General features: G+C 72.8%; 16 protein-coding genes. 7 read left to right on the top strand and 9 right to left on the bottom strand.

Annotated features, from left to right (window positions below; all coding sequences use genetic code 11):
• Positions 1 to 195 precede the first annotated feature (195 nt).
• The 5 genes from selD to FXF68_RS34385 all read left to right on the top strand — a co-directional run bounded on the left by selD (position 196) and on the right by FXF68_RS34385 (position 5,154).
• Positions 196 to 1,170 (top strand): selenide, water dikinase SelD, encoded by a 975-nt coding sequence (gene selD / locus FXF68_RS34405; protein WP_148766761.1) that lies wholly within the window; start codon positions 196 to 198, stop codon positions 1,168 to 1,170.
• Between the two features lie 119 nt (positions 1,171 to 1,289).
• Entirely contained in the window at positions 1,290 to 2,213 is a 924-nt protein-coding gene (locus tag FXF68_RS34400) for a carbohydrate ABC transporter permease (RefSeq protein ID WP_148766759.1), read from the top strand.
• A 48-nt stretch (positions 2,214 to 2,261) separates the two neighbouring features.
• On the top strand, positions 2,262 to 3,059 hold the full coding sequence (locus FXF68_RS34395) for a carbohydrate ABC transporter permease (RefSeq protein WP_246179103.1): 798 nt from the start codon (positions 2,262 to 2,264) through the stop codon (positions 3,057 to 3,059).
• A gap of 2 nt (positions 3,060 to 3,061) precedes the next feature.
• Positions 3,062 to 4,204, top strand: a complete 1,143-nt coding sequence (locus FXF68_RS34390) for an ABC transporter ATP-binding protein (protein WP_148766754.1) — start codon at positions 3,062 to 3,064, stop codon at positions 4,202 to 4,204.
• Complete coding sequence (locus FXF68_RS34385; protein ID WP_148766752.1) at positions 4,201 to 5,154, top strand: NAD(P)/FAD-dependent oxidoreductase; 954 nt, start codon at positions 4,201 to 4,203, stop codon at positions 5,152 to 5,154. Before FXF68_RS34390 ends, FXF68_RS34385 begins: the two co-directional genes overlap by 4 nt.
• Positions 5,155 to 5,160: 6 nt before the next feature.
• On the opposite strand, the gene FXF68_RS34380 is transcribed toward FXF68_RS34385, so the two are convergent.
• From FXF68_RS34380 to FXF68_RS34370, 3 genes are read right to left on the bottom strand one after another with little or no spacing between them, the layout of a single operon-like run.
• Positions 5,161 to 6,507 (bottom strand): ABC transporter substrate-binding protein, encoded by a 1,347-nt coding sequence (locus FXF68_RS34380; RefSeq protein ID WP_148766750.1) that lies wholly within the window; start codon positions 6,505 to 6,507, stop codon positions 5,161 to 5,163.
• A 57-nt stretch (positions 6,508 to 6,564) separates the two neighbouring features.
• Positions 6,565 to 7,887, bottom strand: coding sequence for a hypothetical protein (locus FXF68_RS34375; RefSeq protein ID WP_148766748.1), 1,323 nt, complete (start codon positions 7,885 to 7,887; stop codon positions 6,565 to 6,567).
• Positions 7,888 to 7,944: 57 nt separating this feature from the next.
• Positions 7,945 to 8,235, bottom strand: coding sequence for a UGSC family (seleno)protein (locus FXF68_RS34370; RefSeq protein WP_148766746.1), 291 nt, complete (start codon positions 8,233 to 8,235; stop codon positions 7,945 to 7,947).
• Between the two features lie 190 nt (positions 8,236 to 8,425).
• On the opposite strand from FXF68_RS34370, the gene FXF68_RS34365 reads away from it, so the two are divergent.
• Complete coding sequence (locus tag FXF68_RS34365; protein ID WP_148766744.1) at positions 8,426 to 9,238, top strand: IclR family transcriptional regulator domain-containing protein; 813 nt, start codon at positions 8,426 to 8,428, stop codon at positions 9,236 to 9,238.
• A gap of 33 nt (positions 9,239 to 9,271) precedes the next feature.
• Positions 9,272 to 11,029, top strand: coding sequence for a selenocysteine-specific translation elongation factor (selB, locus tag FXF68_RS34360; RefSeq protein ID WP_148766742.1), 1,758 nt, complete (start codon positions 9,272 to 9,274; stop codon positions 11,027 to 11,029).
• Between the two features lie 23 nt (positions 11,030 to 11,052).
• On the opposite strand, the gene FXF68_RS34355 is transcribed toward selB, so the two are convergent.
• The 6 genes from FXF68_RS34355 to FXF68_RS34330 form a co-directional block, all read right to left on the bottom strand.
• Positions 11,053 to 11,721 (bottom strand): GntR family transcriptional regulator, encoded by a 669-nt coding sequence (locus FXF68_RS34355; protein WP_148766740.1) that lies wholly within the window; start codon positions 11,719 to 11,721, stop codon positions 11,053 to 11,055.
• 143 nt (positions 11,722 to 11,864) lie between these two features.
• Positions 11,865 to 12,707 carry an NAD(P)-dependent oxidoreductase gene (locus FXF68_RS34350; RefSeq protein ID WP_148766738.1) on the bottom strand — a complete coding sequence of 281 codons (843 nt, stop codon included), beginning with the start codon at positions 12,705 to 12,707 and terminating at the stop codon, positions 11,865 to 11,867.
• A gap of 9 nt (positions 12,708 to 12,716) precedes the next feature.
• Positions 12,717 to 13,505: an ATP-binding cassette domain-containing protein gene (locus tag FXF68_RS34345; RefSeq protein WP_148766736.1), complete on the bottom strand. Its 789-nt coding sequence runs from the start codon at positions 13,503 to 13,505 to the stop codon at positions 12,717 to 12,719.
• Positions 13,492 to 14,259: an ABC transporter ATP-binding protein gene (locus FXF68_RS34340; RefSeq protein ID WP_148766734.1), complete on the bottom strand. Its 768-nt coding sequence runs from the start codon at positions 14,257 to 14,259 to the stop codon at positions 13,492 to 13,494. The genes FXF68_RS34345 and FXF68_RS34340 overlap by 14 nt, the downstream gene beginning before the upstream one ends.
• Positions 14,240 to 15,238, bottom strand: coding sequence for a branched-chain amino acid ABC transporter permease (locus tag FXF68_RS34335; protein WP_148766732.1), 999 nt, complete (start codon positions 15,236 to 15,238; stop codon positions 14,240 to 14,242). The genes FXF68_RS34340 and FXF68_RS34335 overlap by 20 nt, the downstream gene beginning before the upstream one ends.
• On the bottom strand, positions 15,235 to 16,107 hold the full coding sequence (locus FXF68_RS34330; protein WP_148766730.1) for a branched-chain amino acid ABC transporter permease: 873 nt from the start codon (positions 16,105 to 16,107) through the stop codon (positions 15,235 to 15,237). Before FXF68_RS34330 ends, FXF68_RS34335 begins: the two co-directional genes overlap by 4 nt.
• Positions 16,108 to 16,111: the final 4 nt, after the last annotated feature.

The following is a 16,111-nucleotide window of genomic DNA, read 5'->3' as shown; positions in this document are numbered from 1 at the left end:
ACGCACCCCGATCCGCGTAGGAGGCGGTCGTCGCCCACGTCTGCGCGGAGCTGGCGTCCTACAAGGAACCGCGGATCGTCCGGTTCGTGGAGGCGTTGGCCCGCAGCGCCGCGGGCAAGGTAGTGAGGCAGGAGCTGAGGGCGAACGCCTGAGGCGTGCTGTATACAATATTTCCTGCATAATGTGGGGGGGACGATGCGGCTGACCCAGTACGCGCACGGTGGCGGATGCGCCTGCAAGATCCCTCCGGGTGAGCTGGAGGAGGTCGTTGCGGGCCTCGGCGGGCGACCGGACGACGACCTCCTCGTCGGCCTCGACTCCGGCGACGACGCCGCCGTCGTGCGGATCTCCGGTGACACGGCGGTGGTGGCCACGGCCGACTTCTTCACCCCCGTCGTCGACGACCCGTACGACTGGGGGCGGATCGCCGCCGCCAACGCGCTCTCCGACGTGTACGCGATGGGCGGACGTCCGCTCGTCGCGGTGAACCTGCTGGCCTGGCCGCGGGACGTGCTGCCGTTCGACGTGGCCCGCGAGGTGCTGCGCGGCGGGCTCGACGTCGCCGTCCTCGCCGAGTGCCACGTCGGCGGCGGGCACAGCGTGGACGACCCGGAGCCCAAGTACGGGATGGCGGTGACCGGGATCGCGGACGCCGGCCGCCTGCTGCGCAACGACCGGGGACGTCCGGGCACGCCGCTGTCGCTCACCAAGCCGCTCGGGCTCGGCGTCCTGAACAACCGGCACAAGGCCACCGGCGAGGTGTTCGAGCAGGCCGTCGCCATCATGACCGAACTCAACCGCGACGCCGCCGAGGCCGCGCTGAAGGCCGGGGCCGTGTGCGCGACCGACGTGACGGGGTTCGGTCTCCTCGGGCACCTGCACAAGCTGGCCCGCGCCTCCGGCGTGTCCGCCGTGATCGACGCGGCCGCGGTCCCCTACGCGGACGGCGCGCGCGAGGCGGTGCGCGACGGCTACGTCAGCGGCGGGACCCGGCGGAACCTCGACTGGGTCGCCCCGCACACCGACTTCGGCTCGGCGGACGAGGAGACCCGGCTGCTGCTCGCGGACGCGCAGACCTCCGGTGGCCTGCTCGTCGCCGGGGAGGTGCCGGGCGCGCCGATCGTGGGCGAGCTGGTCGCCGCCCGCGACCACAGCCTGCTGGTGCGCTGAACCGCACGCTCCTACCGCTCATCGCGGCGCACTCTATTTTCTATTGACTTACCCAATTTCGTATATGATCCTGTGCCCCAGGCGCCGGTCGGAGCAGCCACCGGCCAGAGGGAGCTCAGATGAGCCGCAGGATCACCGTGCCCGGCGACCGGTGGCGGCGGGAGGACGGGCCCGCGGGCGGTGCGCGGAAGCCGCCCTGGGCGCTCGCCTTCGTCGGCGTCGTCCTGCTGATCGGGATGCACTTCGCCGCCCCGCTGTCGGGCGGCGTGTACGCCTTCACCGACTGGGACGGCTTCAACTCCGCGAACTTCGTCGGCTGGGACAACTTCCGCGAGATCATGGACTCGCGGGTCCAGCGCGACGCGCTGCTGCACACGTTCGTGCTCGCCGCCTGCTACCTGGTGCTGGTCAACGTCGTGGGCCTGGTGCTCGCCCTCGCGCTGAACCGGACGCTGAAGTCGCGCAACGTCCTGCGGACCCTGTTCTTCGCGCCCGCCGTCCTCAGCCCGCTCGCCGTCTCCTACGTCTGGCAGTACATGTTCACCTACGACGGCGCGATCAACCGGATGCTCGGCGGGATCGGCCTGGACCCGCTGCGCCACGAATGGCTCGGCGACCCGTCGACGGCGATCTGGTGCGTGCTGGTCGTCATGGTCTGGCAGCACTCCGGCCAGGCGATGATCATCTTTCTGGCGGGGCTGCAGGGCGTGGCGGACGAGTTGGAGGAGGCGGCCGTCATCGACGGCGCGCGGACCTGGATGCGGCTGCGGCGCGTCACGCTGCCGCTGCTCGCGCCAGCGTTCACCATCGTGTCCACGCTGATGCTGATCTCCGGGCTGCGGGTCTTCGACCAGGTGTACGCGCTCACCGGCGGCGGTCCCGTGTACTCGACCGAGACCCTGGCGACGCAGGTCTACCAGCAGACGTTCGTCGAGGGCCGGTTCGGGTTCGGCGCGTCCATCGCGATGGTGATGACCGTGCTGATCTCCATTCTGGGAATCGCCAACATGATGTATCAGCGGCGCCGGGAAAGGCGGTTGTAGATGGGTGCCTTCCGGTACACCTCACGGTCTTTCGTCCGCGAGTTGGCGATGATCCTGGCGGCGATGCTGTTCTCGTTACCCTTCTACTTCCTGATCGCGATCTCGCTGAAAAGCGACCGGCAGCTCACGCGCGAACCGCTGAAGCCGCCGCTGGCCGACCCGGACTGGGGCAACTACGCGGACGCCTGGTCGAACGGCGGCACGACGGGCGGCATGGGACGCGCCTTCTTCAACACGGTGATCATCACGGTCGGCAGCGTGGTCTGCCTGGTATTGGTGTCGTCGATGACGGCGTACGTGATCGCCAGGCGGACGTCGAAGCTGAGCAACGGCCTCTACATCCTCTTCGTGATCGGCTTCATCATGCCCGCCACGCTCGGGCTGGTGCCGGTCTACGTCGTCATGCGCAGCGCGGGCCTGCTCGCCACCTACCACGGGATCATCTTCCTGCACACGGCGGGCATCCTGCCCTTCGCCGTTTTCCTCTACGTGGGTTTCATCCGCGCGCTGCCCACGGAATACGAGGAGGCCGCGCAGGTGGACGGCGCCGGAATGCTCCGCACGTTCTTCAGAGTCGTCATCCCGTTGCTGCGGCCGATCACCACGACCGTGGCGATGCTGTCCGGGCTGATCGTGTGGAATGACTTCTTCATCGCGCTCATCTTCATGAGCGGCAGCTCGATCGGCACCTTGCCGGTCGCTCTGAACTCCTTCGTCAACGAGAACTACACCCAATGGAACCTTGTGTTCGCGGGAGCGACGATCGCCATTCTCCCCATGCTCGGCGTCTTCGTCGTCGCGCAGCGGCAGTTCGTCCGAGGCTTGGCCGGCGGAATCCGGGGCTGACCATGGGAACGATCGGCATTCGCGGGCTGGGCAAGGTGTATCCGGGCGGGACGCGGGCGCTCCGCGACCTGAACCTGGAGATCGCGGACGGCGAGTTCATGATCTTCGTCGGGCCGTCCGGCTGCGGCAAGACGACCGCGCTCCGCATGATCGCCGGGCTGGAGACGATCGAGGAGGGCGAGATCAGCATCGGGGGCACGGTCGTGAACCGGGTCGAGCCCCGCAAGCGCGACGTCGCCATGGTGTTCCAGAACTACGCCCTCTACCCCCACATGAGCGTCTACGACAACATCGCCTTCCCCTTGCAGTGCGAGGGCAGGCGCAAGCAGGAGATCAAGGAGCGGGTGGAGGAGGCGGCCCGGCTCCTCGGCCTCGGCGAGCTGCTGAAACGCAAGCCGCGCGCGCTGTCCGGCGGACAGCGGCAGCGGGTCGCGATGGGGCGGGCGATCGTCCGCAAGCCGCAGGCGTTCCTGCTGGACGAGCCGCTCTCCAACCTGGACGCGAAGCTGCGCATGCACATGCGGGCCGAGCTGTCCACCGTCCAGCGGACGCTCGGCGTCACCACCGTCTACGTCACCCACGACCAGGTCGAGGCCATGACGATGGGCACGCGGATCGCCGTCATGCGCGACGGTCTGCTCCAGCAGGAGGGCACGCCCGAGCTGGTCTACGGGCGTCCGAGCAACATGTTCGTCGCGACGTTCATCGGCTCGCCCGGCATGAACCTGCTGAGCTGCCCGCTGGTCGCCGACGGCCCAGGCGACCTGCGCTGCGTCGTCGGCGACGAGCGGATACCGGCGCCGCGCGAGCTGCACCGGGCGCTGGAGCGCTTCGCCGGTTCGGAGGTCGTCGTCGGCGTCCGTCCGGAGAAGCTCACCGACGCGCCGCGCACCGCGCCCGGGGACGCCGCCGGGCGGCTGCGCGGCAAGGTGACGGTCGTGGAGATGCTCGGGCACGAGCGCCTCGTCCAAGTGGAACTGCCCGGACGGCCGGTGGCCGCCGGCCCCGGCGCCGCGGACAGGGTCACCGTGTACGCGCGGTTCTCGCCCGCGTCCCCGGTGAAGCCGCAGGAGACCGTCGCCATCCCGGTGAACCCGGCCGACCTGCACTTCTTCGACCCCGAGACCGGGGAGGCGATCAGATGACGGACGACTTCGAGATCCTCGTCGCGGGCGGCGGCGTGGCCGGGCTGACCGCCGGGCTGTTCGCCGCCCGCAACGGACGCCGGACGGGACTGCTGCTCGGCGACGACATCGGCGGCGGGCACCTGATCGGCGTCGGCCGGATCGAGGACTTCCCCGGCTTCCCGGCGGGCGTCCCCGGCTACGACCTGTGCCCGATGATCCAGGAGCAGGCGCAGGACGCGGGCGTCGAGTTCGTGACGAGCGCCCTCAAGGGCCTCGCCCCGGCGGACGGCGGCTGGACGGCCACCACCGGCGACGGCGAGGTCCGCGCCGGAGCCGTCATCGTCGCGACCGGGTCGGCGCTGCGCGAGCTGGGCGTGCCGGGCGAGGAGAAGCTACGCGGGCACGGCGTCTCGACCTGCGCGACGTGCGACGGGCCGCTGCACCGAGGCAAGGCCGTCGCCGTCGTCGGCGGCGGCGACTCGGCGCTGCTGGAGGCCCTGGAGCTGACCGACCACGTGGAGCGGGTCGTGCTGCTGCATCGCGGCGAGCGGCTCGCCGGACAGCACACGTACGCGAGCCGCGTCCTGGAGCACCCGGCGATCGAGGTGCGCGGCTCGACCGCCGTCGAGGAGATCGTCGGCGACACGGCCGTGGCGGGCGTCAAGGTCCGGCACACCGGCACGGGCGAGACGGCGGAAGAGCAGGTCACCGGCGTGTTCGTGTACGTCGGCCTGCGCCCGCGGACCGACGTGCTGCGCGGCCTGCTCCCGCTGGACGACGACGGGCGCGTCCCGACGGACGGCGCCATGCGCACCGCCCTGCGCGGGATCTTCGCGGCGGGCGACATCAGGTCCGACTCGGCCGCGCAGGCGGTCGCCGCGGCGGGCGACGGCGCGACCGCCGCGCTCGCCGCCCACCGCCACCTCGCCGACCCGGGCCGTCCGTGGCCGGTCCTTTCCGCCCCTTGAAGGGACTCAACTCCGGGTGGCGTCCCAGGACTCGTCCATCGCTTTGAGGATGTCGTCGACGGTCCGGGTCTTGTTGTAGAGGCCCGCCATCATCTTGTAGGCGGCCAGCGCCGGGGCGTCCGAGGGCCACATGGTGCTGGCGCCCAGGCTGTACCTGCCCTGCTTGGCCAGCGGCTCCAGCGGTTTCAGGAAGGCGGGCAGCTCGCCGCGCGCCATCTGGGCGGGCGAGAAGGAGCCGGTCGCCGTGGCGAGCTGGTCGCGGCGCTGCGCCACGAAGTCGAGGAACTCGATCGACTCCTTGACGTGCTTGCCGTGGGCGGCGACCGACATCGCGCCCACCTCCAGTGGAAGCGTGCTGCTGCGCCGTCCCGGCACCGGGATCGCGGCCCACTTGCGCTTCGGGTTCCGCGCGGTGACGTAGGTCGACGCGGTCGACGGCCCGATCCCCATCGCGGCCTTGTCGCCCTTGATCTGGAGGTTCTTGCCCTCCTCGGTGGTGCGGCCCGCGCCGCCGGGGTAGTAGCAGTCCGCGTTGATCATGTCCACGACCTGCTGGAAGGTCTGCCGCCAGCCCGGCGTGGTCTGGAACTTGACCTGCCCGGCGGCGCGCTTCTCGTCCCAGCCCGGGTCGTCGCTGTAGACGTTGGCGGCGGAGAAGGACTGCAACAGCATGCGGTTGCCCGCCGGGTCGGCGGCTCCCGGCACCAGCGCGTACTTGCCGTGCTTGCGGATCTCCCCGCAGAGCTTCAGCAGGTCGGCGAACGTCGACGGCGGCTTGAGCCCCCAGCCCTTCAGCTCGTCGACGGTGTAGTCCATGAACTCCGTGGACATGCCCGTGACCAGGGCGTAGACCTTGCCCTTGTAGGTCACGGTGGGGGCCAGCAGCGGCGGCAGGCCCTTCGTCCACGGCTTGGAGCTGAGGTCCTCCAAGCGGTGGGCCTTGGCGAGCTTGTAGAGCGGCAGCCCGGTGGCGCCGCCGCCCGACCCGGGCGAGATGCCGAGGATGTCGGGCGGGTTTCCGGCCTGGATCTCGGTGGTCACGGCCGGGCCGATCTTCGGCGCGGGCATGTACCGCACCGTCATCTTGATCCGCGGAGCGTTGGCGGTGTTGAACTCCTTGATGAGCGCGTCGAGCCCGGTCTTGACCGCCGGGGACGCGTACATCCGCAGCGACGCGTCGCCCGAGCCGCCGCCGGAGCCGCCGCAACCGGCGGTTACCGCCGCCAGCGCGGAGGCCCCGGCGATCCACGCGATCCAGGCGGGCCGCCTTCCGCGGCCCCGCCCTTCGTGCCGGTCCCCGGGGAGCGTGGGAGGCCCGCCCCCCACAGGGAAACCGAGCGGTCTGCCTTTCATGGGTCCTGGTCCTCCTCTGTGCCGGTTGCCTGTCGCGGGCGCGCGCACCCTCCGTGCTCAGCGCCATTCGTCGACGGACACGGTCCGGCCGGACAGCGACCGGTCCAGCTCGGTGCCGTTGGCCATTCCCTCGAGGACGCTCCAGGCGGCGGCGCTCCGGCCGCCGACGACGATGACGTGGACGTCCTCGGGGACGTTGATCCGCACCTGCTCGTCCGGGTCCGCCGCCAGGTAGCTCGCCCACGGCTCCTCGCCCGCGCGGGCGCGGTAGCCGAAGAACAGCTCCTGGAGGCCGTGGCCCCACCAGCGGCGCGCGGTCATCCGCCCGGTGTCGGAGATGAACTCGATGAGGTCCGCCTTGCGGGCGAAGCCCTGGTGCTCGACGAGGTTCTGCGCGGCCAGGGGGTCGAGCAGCAGCACGACGCCGCCGCTCGCCCGGGTGGCGTTGAAGACCCGCCGGGCGGAGTGCTCCCGCCAGTCGTCCGCGATCCCGCCCGACGTGATCATGGTCCGGACGCCGCGGAAGATCGTCGCGGTGCTGTCGCCGGGCGCGAAGCCGTGCTGGACGTGGTAGGGCTCCCACGGGCTGCGCTCCTCGTTCTCGGCGAACGTGAGGTTCGTGAACGAGAACGGGTTGCCGAGCGACCCCATGTAGCTGATCCCGGGCGCCGAGCCGCCCTGGAGGTTCTGCGAGCCGATGCCGTAGGCGCGTCCGATCGTGGCGTTGGCCCGGCTGTAGGGGCCGAGCGCGCCGATCCCGGAGTTCATCCCGATCTCGTCGCGGACCGGGCCGTTGACGACGACCGCCTCCGACATCGAGGAGATGCTGCTGTGCCGGGCCGAGTAGCCGCTGCCGAGCAGCGCGAGGATCACCGGGAAGTACTCGGGCCTCGCCCCGGCCATCACCGCGTTCACCGCGGCCTGCTCGACGGTGAACTCCCAGTACTCGCGGGTGGACGCGGCCCGGAGCCGGCCGGCGACCTCGCCGGGCGCGCGGCTCGTCCCGGCGAGCATCGCGGCGACGCGCTCCTCGGTGGGCAGGACGATCGGCAGCCTGTCGGTCCAGCCGTTCTCCAGGAACAGGTCGTGCAGGTCGTCCTCGGTCGCGGGCTCCAGCAGCCGGGACCTCGCCCGCTCGAACGTCGCCCCGGCCATGTCGGCGTCGTCGAGCGGCCTGGTCAGCCCGTCGAGGACGTCCCTCGCGAACGGGTTGCCGGAGACGGGGTTGTCACCCTCGACGTACCCGCGCAGCTCGGCGGACGTGCGGCCGGGCACCGGCGAGGGCACGAAGGCGTGCCGCAGCGTCGGGACGCCCGCGAGGCGGCTGGTCGACGCGACGAGCCGCGCGAACGCGTCCGCGTGGACGGAGACGGTTGGCACGCGGTACTCGGACTCGAGCCGCGTGGCGTGGCCGGCGACCGCCGGCGCGCAGCCGCTTCAAAGGCCGACGCCGAGGATCGCCGCGTCCCCCTCCGCCGCGATCCGCGCGTACAGGTCGGGCGCCGGGTCGAACGGCGTGGACAGGTGCTCGGTCACGGTCGTGATCCCGGGCCGGTGCTCGTGGAGGGAGGCGCGGAGCTGGTCGATGAGGTCGGCGGAGTTCTCGAAGCCCGCGTCCACGAGGAAGACCGTCCGGCCCTCCAGGCTGTCGGGCCGCGGGGCCAGCGACTTGCCGCCCACGGTCGGCGCGTTGCCCTCGGGGTTGAACACCGTGATCCTGCCGGCCATGACGACCCCTCTCCACGCCGCGATCATGGCGATCCGGCGTGCGGAACCAGGACGAATGTTCGGATAGTTGATTCTGTGCTGGGGTGTTGATGTTGTCAACAGCCTATATGTCCGGTTTTCGCGGTCTCGGCGACGTGCGGAGGTAGTACGGATGTTTGTCATCCGAACAGGGCTCCCGCATGATGAGCGGATGGCAGTGCCCGACACCGCGCCGGACGGCACCGGCCGCGCGGACGACCGCGGGGCGCACTTCGTCCAGTCGCTGGAGCGCGGGCTCAACGTGATCAGGGCGTTCGACTCGGCCACGCCGCGGCTGACGCTGAGCGAGGTCGCCCGCGCCACCGGCCTCACCCGGGCCGCCGCGCGGCGGTTCCTGCTCACGCTGGTCGACCTCGGCTACGTCCGCACCGACGGGCGACTCTTCTCGCTGACGCCCGGGGTGCTGCGGCTCGGCTACGCCTACCTGTCGGCGCTCTCGCTGCCGGACGTCGCCGAGCCGCACCTCGAACGGCTGGTCGCGACGATCCGCGAGACGTCGTCGGTGTCGGTGCTGGACGGCGACGACGTCGTGTACGTCGCGCGCATCCCGACCTCGCGCATCATGACGGTCGCGATCAGCGTCGGCACCCGCTTCCCCGCGTACGCGACGTCCATGGGGCGGGTGCTGCTCGCCGGGCTGCCCGACGCCGACCTGGACGACCGCCTGGCCCGGGCCGCGCGGCGTCCGTTCACCGAGCGGACCACGACCGACCCGGCAACGCTGCGCCGCGAGATCGACCGCGTGCGCAGGCAGGGCTGGTCGCTGGTCGACCGGGAACTGGAGGACGGCCTGCGGTCGATCGCCGCGCCGATCCGCGACGCCGCCGGCACGGTGATCGCGGCGGCCAACGTCTCCGTCACGGCGGGCCGGGTGCCCGCCGCGCGGATGCGCCGCGAGCTGCTGCCGCTGCTGCTGGACGCCGCCGCCCGGATCGAGGCCGACCTGCGCGCCGCGCGCAACTGAACCGGTGGCCACCCACGCGGGAGGACGAGGACCATGCATGTGATCGCCACCGCCGGGCACGTCGACCACGGCAAGTCCACGCTGGTCAGGGCCCTGACCGGGATGGAGCCCGACCGGCTTGAGGAGGAGCGCAGGCGGCGCCTCACCATCGACCTCGGGTTCGCCTGGACGACGCTTCCGGGTGCGGGCGAGATCGCGTTCGTCGACGTCCCCGGGCACGAGCGGTTCGTCGCCAACATGCTCGCCGGGGTCGGCCCGGCGCCCGCCGTGCTGTTCGTGGTCGCCGCCGACGAGGGCTGGATGCCGCAGAGCGCCGAGCACCTGGAGGCGCTGGACGCGCTCGGGGTGTCCCACGGCGTGCTGGCGGTCACCCGCTCCGACCTCGCCGACCCGGCCCCGGCGATCGCGGAGGCGCGCGAGTGGATGGCGGGCGGGACGCTGCGCGACGTGCCCGCCGTCGCGGTCAGCGCGGTCACCGGCGCCGGGCTCGACGACCTCCGCGCGGCCCTCGTCGACCTGGTCGCCGGACTGCCCCGCCCGGACGCCGCCGCGCCGGTGCGGCTGTGGGCGGACCGGTCGTTCTCCGTGCGCGGCACCGGGACGGTCGTCACCGCCACGCTCGGCGCGGGCACGGTCCACGTGGGTGATGAGCTGCTCAACACCGAGGGGCGGGCGGTCCGGGTGCGGGGCATCGAGGCGCTGGGCGAGCGCCGGGACAGTGTGACCGCCACCGCGCGGGTCGCGCTCAACCTGCGCGGCGTCGACCGCGCCGACGTGCCGCGCGGGCTGCCGCTGCTCACGCCCGGCGCGTGGCGGACCGCGTCCGAGGTGGACGTGGAGCTGCGCCCGACCTCGTCGGCCGCGCCGCCGGAGCGGCTCGTCCTGCACATCGGGACCGCGGCCGTGCCGTGCCGGCTGCGCCCGCTCGGCCCGGCGCACGGACGGCTGCGGCTGGACCGTCCGCTGCCGCTGCGGTACGGGGACCGCGCCGTCCTCCGCGACCCGGGGCGCCGCCGCATCGCCGCGGGGCTGCGCGTCCTGGACGTCGACCCGCCGCCGCTCCGCAGGCGCGGCGCGGCGCGGGCCCGGGCCGCCGAGCTGGCCGGGGTGCGGACGGCGGCGGACGTCGCCGCCGCCCGGCTGGGCCGCGGCCTGCTGCGCGGCGCCGACCTCGCCGCGATGGGCCTGCCCGCGCCCGGCGCGCCCCGGCACGGCGACTGGTGGACGTCCGACGAGCGCTGGGCCCGATACGCGGCCGACCTCGCCGAGGCCGAACGGCGGCACCGGGCCGACCATCCGCTGGAGCCGGGGATGCCGGTGGCGGCGGCCGTCCAGCGGCTCGGCCTCCCCGACCCCGCGCTGGTGCCCGCGCTCGCCGCGGACGCCGGACTGGACTGCGCCTCCGGCCTGCTCACGCCGCCCGGCCACGTGGCCGCGCTGCCCGGCGAGCTGGACGAGGCCGTCCGATCTCTGGAGCTCGACCTCGCCGCCGCGCCGTTCGCCGCGCCGACCGCCGACCGCCTCGCCGAGCTCGGCCTCGGCAACACCGAGCTCGCCGCCGCCGAGCGGCTCGGCCGGCTGGTGCGCGTCGCGCCGGGGATCGTCCTGCTCCCCGACGTGGACCGCCGCGCGCTGGACGTCCTCAAGGCGCTCCCGCAGCCGTTCACGCTGAGCGCCGCCCGGCAGGCGATGGGCACGACGCGGCGGGTGGCCGTCCCGCTGCTGGAACTGCTCGCCGCGCGCGGCCTGACCCGCCGCACCCCCGACGACGAACACGAGATCACCGGGTAGGCCCTGGCGGCGGACGCTTCGGGTCAGGCGGGCGGCGGGGTGTTCCGCCGGAGGCGCGCCGCGTGCAGGATGTGCTCGGCCATGGACCGGCGCGCGTCGTAGGGGTCGCCGCGCTCCAGGGCGTCGATGATCCGGCGGTGGTCGTCCGAGAGGGACCGGGCGTTCTTCTCGTCCTTCCAGATCGTCATCCGCGGTGGGACGAACGCCCAGAGGGAGGCGGCCTGCAGCGCCACCAGCGACGACCCCGCCTCGTAGATGGCGAAGTGCAGCGCGCGGTTCAGCACCGGCAGCCGCGACTGGTCGCCCGCCTCGATCGCGTCGTTGAGGTCCTGGTGGGCGGCGCGGATGCGGTCGAGGGCGGCGTCCTCCATCCGCTCGACGGCGAGGGCGGTGGCGAGGCCCTCGACCTCGGAGCGCAGGAGGTGGAGGTCTTCGATCTCCTGGGGTGTCATGTCCTTGACGGTGGCGCCCCGGTGGGACTCGTAGTTCAGCGCGCCCTCCGCCTCCAGCAGGCGGAACGCCTCGCGCACCGGCGTGGGGCTGACTCCGTAGCGCTTCGCCACGTCGGTCTGCCGCAGGCTCGTGCCGGGCTTGATGAGCCCGTCCGCGATCTCCCGGCGCAGGCGCTCCAGGACGTAGGCGGTCTTGCTCAACGGCGGACCGCTCGCCGTGGAATCCGTCGCGCTCGACACGTCGCCCTCCGGGAGTCAAACAGCGGATCTGGATAATACTCTATCGACTATGGAAGATCCGCTTTTCCCGTTTCATGGAGTGACCGTGCGTGGAGCCATTCTTGCCCTCTCCTATCCTCCAGGAATTTATAGAATATAGCTCCCTAGGCGTCGTGGGCCAGCGTAGCGATGTCCCTGTCGGCGTCGGCCGTCCCCAGGTGGCCTGCCAGGATCCGGGTGATCGCGGGGAGCAGGTCGAGCCGCGTGCCGAGGCTCTCGGCGAACTCGGCGACCAGGGTCGCGTCCTTGTGCAGGATCCGGGTGCTGCCGCGCACCGGCCCCGGCCCCTCCGCCAGCCGCGCGACCAGGACCTGGAGCATCGTCGAGTCGGCGGCCGTCCCCGCCAGCAGTTCGGCGACGTCGGTCTCCGCCAGCCCCGCCGCCCCCGCCAGCCGGACCGTCTCGGCCGCCGCGACGACGTGCGCCGCGACCAGGTGCTGGTGCAGGAGCTTCACGGTCGTCCCCGCGCCGAGCGGGCCGCACGCCACCACCCGGGACGCGTACGCGGCAAGCACCGGCCCGGCCGCGCGCAGCGCGTCCGGGCCGCCTCCGGCGAAGACCGTCAGCGTCCCGGCGACCGCCGACTCGGTGCCGCCGGAGAACGGCGCGTCGAGGACGCGGCAGCCGGTCCCGGCGAGCGAGCCGAGCGCGACCGCGTCCCGCACCGCGACCGTCGAGTGGTTCACCAGGACGTGGTCCGGGCCGACCAGCGGCGCGAGTTCGGCGGCGACGCCGCGCACCGCCGCCGCCGTGGGCAGGACGAGCAGCAGCACGGACGCCGCCTCGACCAGCGCGGCCAGGTCGTCCACGCGCTCGGCCTCCGTCGTCCCCCCGAAGGGGTCGTGGCCGAGCACCCGCCCGCCCTCCCCCGCGAGGCGGTCGGCGAGGCGGCCGCCCATCGCCCCGAGCCCGACGACCCCGACCACGGTCTCCGCGTCCGGACGCATCGGGCCGCCTCAGGCCCGGTGACCGGCGGCGGAGCCGTCGCGGACGTCGCGCCGCACGCTGCCGAGCGCCTCGGCGTAGGCGGCGTCGAGGTCGTCCGGGGCGAGCGGCCCGGCGTGGACGCCGCCGCGCACGAGCACGTACCCCCGGTCGACGTGGCGGAGTAGCCGCGTGCTGGTCGGGCTGGTGAGCAGCGCCGCCACCCCGTCCTCGGCGAGACCGGTCAGCAGGTCGAGCAGCTCACCGACGATCACCGGCGCCAGCCCGGTCGACAGCTCGTCGAGCAGCAGGACACGCGGCTCGCCGAGCAGCGCCCGCGAGATCGCCAGCATCTGCTGCTCGCCGCCGCTGAGCACGCCCGCGGACTTGCGCACGCCCCGCCGCAGCGGCTCGAACCGCTCGACGCCCCGGTCGACGGCCTCGTCCGGGAGGCCGAGCAGCTCGGCCATCACCTGGAGGTTCTCCCGGACGGTCATCCGCGGGAAGAGCTGCCGCCCCTGCGGGACGAGCGCCATTCCCCGTCGGGCCCGCTCGACCGCGCTCGCGGCGGAGACGTCCGCGCCGTCGAGCAGCACCGTGCCCGTGCCGCGCACCGCCCCGTACGCCGCGTTCACCAGCGACGACTTCCCGGCCCCGTTGGCGCCGAGCAGCAGTGTCACTCCCCCGGCGGGGACGGTGAGCGCCCGGCCCGCGAGGTTGAGCGCCACGGCCTTGCCGTAGCCGACCCTGAGATCGCGCACCTCCAGGGCGGCGCGGCCGTCCGCGGAGGGCGTCTCGGGGGTCGTCTCAGTCGTCGCCAAAGTACACCTCCTTCATCTCCTCGCTCGCCATGCACTCGGCGGGGTCGCCGTCGAAGCGCACCTCGCCGTCCGCCATGAGCACCACCCGGTCGACGAGGGAGACGACGATGTCGATGTTGTGGTCCACGAGCAGGACCGCGCATCCGGCGTCGGCCATGGTGCGGATCGCGCGGGAGAGGCCCTGGATGCCGTCGCCGTCCAGCCCGGCGAACGGCTCGTCGAGGAGCACGACCTCCGGGTCCTGGCTGAGCGCCCGCGCCGCCTCCAGCAGCCGCAACTGGCCGAGGGTCAGCTCGGAGGCGGGACGGTCGAGATCGCTCAGGCTCAGCGAGCCCGCCATCTCCTCCGCGCGGCGCCGCAGCCGGTCCGCGCGCGGGTCGACCAGCCCACGGACGATCGTCGACGCGAACGACAGCGGCCCGCTGAAGGTCGTCGCGTAGGCGCCGATCAGGACGTTCTCCAGCGCGGTGAGCTCGTGCGCGACCTGCGGGTACTGGAAGGTGCGCGCCAGCTTCGCGCGCTTGGCGCGGCGGGCCGCGGTCCCGCTCAGCACCCGGTCGGCGACCTTCACCGTGCCGGTGTCGGCGGGCTGCTCGCCGCTGATCAGGTCGACGACCGTGCTCTTCCCGGCGCCGTTCGGCCCGACCAGGCCGACCACCTCGCCGCGGGACACGTGGAAGCTGACGCCGTGGACGGCGCGGACCCCGCCGTACGCCTTGTGCAGCCCCTGGCAGCTAAGCGCTGGGCTGGACATGGTCCCTCCCCTCCTTGTGCAGCGGCCCGTCCCGGCGGACCAGCCTGGCCGCCCGCGCGAGGACGTCGCCGAGCAGGCCGAGCAGTCCCCGCCGCGCGAAGATCAGCACCACCAGCACGGCGATCGCGAAGGCGAGCGTGCCGGTGTCCTGGAACCAGGTCAGGTTGAAGGTCAGCTCGGTGACGACCACCGCCCCGACGACCGCGCCCCAGGGCGACCGGTAGCCGCCGAGGAACGGGATGAACAGCGCCACGAACGCGACCGAGAGCGGCACCGACTCGGGGAGCATCGACAGGTTCACCGCGGCGAAGTACCACCCGGCGACGGCGCCGAGCCCGGCGCCGATGCCGAGCGACACGAGCGTCAGGGCGCGCGTCGAGACGCCCGAGGACTCGACCGCGCGGGGCGCGTCGCCCTTGGCGCGCAGCGCGATCCCGAACGGCGAGGTGCGCAGCCGGTCCAGGCCCCACGCCGCGAGGAACAGGGTCGCCAGCGCGGCGATCACCAGGTGCTGGCGGGTGACCTCGCTCCCGAACAGCGTCAGCCCGCGGGTGAGCGTCACGCCGGACGCGCCGCCGGTGATGCCGGTGCCGTCCACCAGCCAGGCCGCGAACGCCTCGCCGAACAGGAGGGTGACCGCCGCCAGGTAGAAGCCGGACAGCTTGTACGTCGTGAGGCCCAGCAGGACCGCGACCGCCGCCGAGATCACGATCCCGATCGGCAGCGCCAGGAACATCGACAGGTCGGTGCGCACGCACAGGATCCCGAGGGCGTAGCCGCCGATCGCCACGTAGGCGTTGTAGGCGACCGACATCGAGTTGCCCATGATGTAGTGGCTGTACAGGCCGAGGCTGATCAGGCCGTAGGTGACCATGAGGATCGCCAGGTCCTGCCGGTAGCCGTTCTGGCCGACCCACAGCACGACGAGGATCAGCATCGCGAACGCGATCGGCGTCCGCCAGCGGGTGAGGCGGCTCATGCGCGCACCCGCTTGACGAAGATGCCCTCCGGGCGCAGCGCGAAGAACAGCGCGGCGACGGCGAAGGTCACGTAGGTCAGCGCCGCCGGACCGAAGTAGTAGATCGCGAGCGCCTGGAGGAACGCCAGGCCGATCCCCCCGGCGAGCGGCCCCCAGACGTTGGCCGCGCCGCCGATCACGAAGGCGAGGAACCCGAACAGGGTGAACTGGAGCGCGCTCGTGAACGCGACGCCCGCGCGGTTGGCGAACAGCGCGCCCGCCAGCCCGGCGAGCAGGCCGGACGAGGCGAACGCGAGCAGCCGGATCCGCCGGACCGGCATCCCGAGCATCGTCGCGGCCTGCGTGTTGTCGCCGATCGAGCGGAACTGCCGCCCGAGCCTCGTCCTGCGCAGCAGCGTCCCGATGGCGACGAACAGGGCGAGGGTCACCGCGATCTCGATGAGCGCCTGCGCGCTGACGACGAACTTGCCCACGTCGAGGACGTCTCCTTTCATCCAGGTCGCCCCCGGCAGCGCCGACTTGCCGAAGGCGACCCCGGCCATCTGCTGGAGCGCGAAGAGGCCCGCGACGAGCGCCATCACGACGTGGTGGTCCTCACCCCCGCCCGGTTTGACCAGCGGGGCCACGACCAGCACCTCGATGCACAGGCCGAGCGCGACGCCGAACGCGACCGCCGCGAGGACGCCGAGCGGCAGCGGCAGGCCGTGGCCGACCGTGATCGCCGAACTGGCCATCCCCCCGACGACCGCGAGGCCGCCGACGGCGAAGTTGAACAGCGCGGCGCTCTCCTTGACCATGAACAGGGCCAGCGCGATCAGGCCGAAGAAACACCCGGTCTCCAGCGTGGGGACAACGAGCTCGATGGGCATGGGG

The sequence above is a fragment of the Actinomadura decatromicini genome, assembly GCF_008121305.1.
Taxonomy (GTDB): Bacteria; Actinomycetota; Actinomycetes; order Streptosporangiales; family Streptosporangiaceae; genus Spirillospora; species Spirillospora syzygii.
This window is presented reverse-complemented; position numbering and strand designations above follow the sequence as displayed.

Bases quoted from the DNA above. Each gene is read 5' to 3' on its own strand.
- FXF68_RS34335 (WP_148766732.1), bottom strand. From the start codon at position 15,238: ATGAGCCGCCTCACCCGCTGGCGGACGCCGATCGCGTTCGCGATGCTG.
- selB (WP_148766742.1), top strand. From the start codon at position 9,272: ATGCATGTGATCGCCACCGCCGGGCACGTCGACCACGGCAAGTCCACG.
- FXF68_RS34395 (WP_246179103.1), top strand. From the start codon at position 2,262: ATGATCCTGGCGGCGATGCTGTTCTCGTTACCCTTCTACTTCCTGATC.
- FXF68_RS34340 (WP_148766734.1), bottom strand. From the start codon at position 14,259: ATGTCCAGCCCAGCGCTTAGCTGCCAGGGGCTGCACAAGGCGTACGGC.
- FXF68_RS34400 (WP_148766759.1), top strand. From the start codon at position 1,290: ATGAGCCGCAGGATCACCGTGCCCGGCGACCGGTGGCGGCGGGAGGAC.
- FXF68_RS34330 (WP_148766730.1), bottom strand. From the start codon at position 16,107: ATGCCCATCGAGCTCGTTGTCCCCACGCTGGAGACCGGGTGTTTCTTC.
- FXF68_RS34385 (WP_148766752.1), top strand. From the start codon at position 4,201: ATGACGGACGACTTCGAGATCCTCGTCGCGGGCGGCGGCGTGGCCGGG.
- FXF68_RS34370 (WP_148766746.1), bottom strand. From the start codon at position 8,235: ATGGCCGGCAGGATCACGGTGTTCAACCCCGAGGGCAACGCGCCGACC.
- FXF68_RS34365 (WP_148766744.1), top strand. From the start codon at position 8,426: ATGGCAGTGCCCGACACCGCGCCGGACGGCACCGGCCGCGCGGACGAC.
- FXF68_RS34350 (WP_148766738.1), bottom strand. From the start codon at position 12,707: ATGCGTCCGGACGCGGAGACCGTGGTCGGGGTCGTCGGGCTCGGGGCG.
- FXF68_RS34380 (WP_148766750.1), bottom strand. From the start codon at position 6,507: ATGAAAGGCAGACCGCTCGGTTTCCCTGTGGGGGGCGGGCCTCCCACG.
- FXF68_RS34390 (WP_148766754.1), top strand. From the start codon at position 3,062: ATGGGAACGATCGGCATTCGCGGGCTGGGCAAGGTGTATCCGGGCGGG.
- selD (WP_148766761.1), top strand. From the start codon at position 196: ATGCGGCTGACCCAGTACGCGCACGGTGGCGGATGCGCCTGCAAGATC.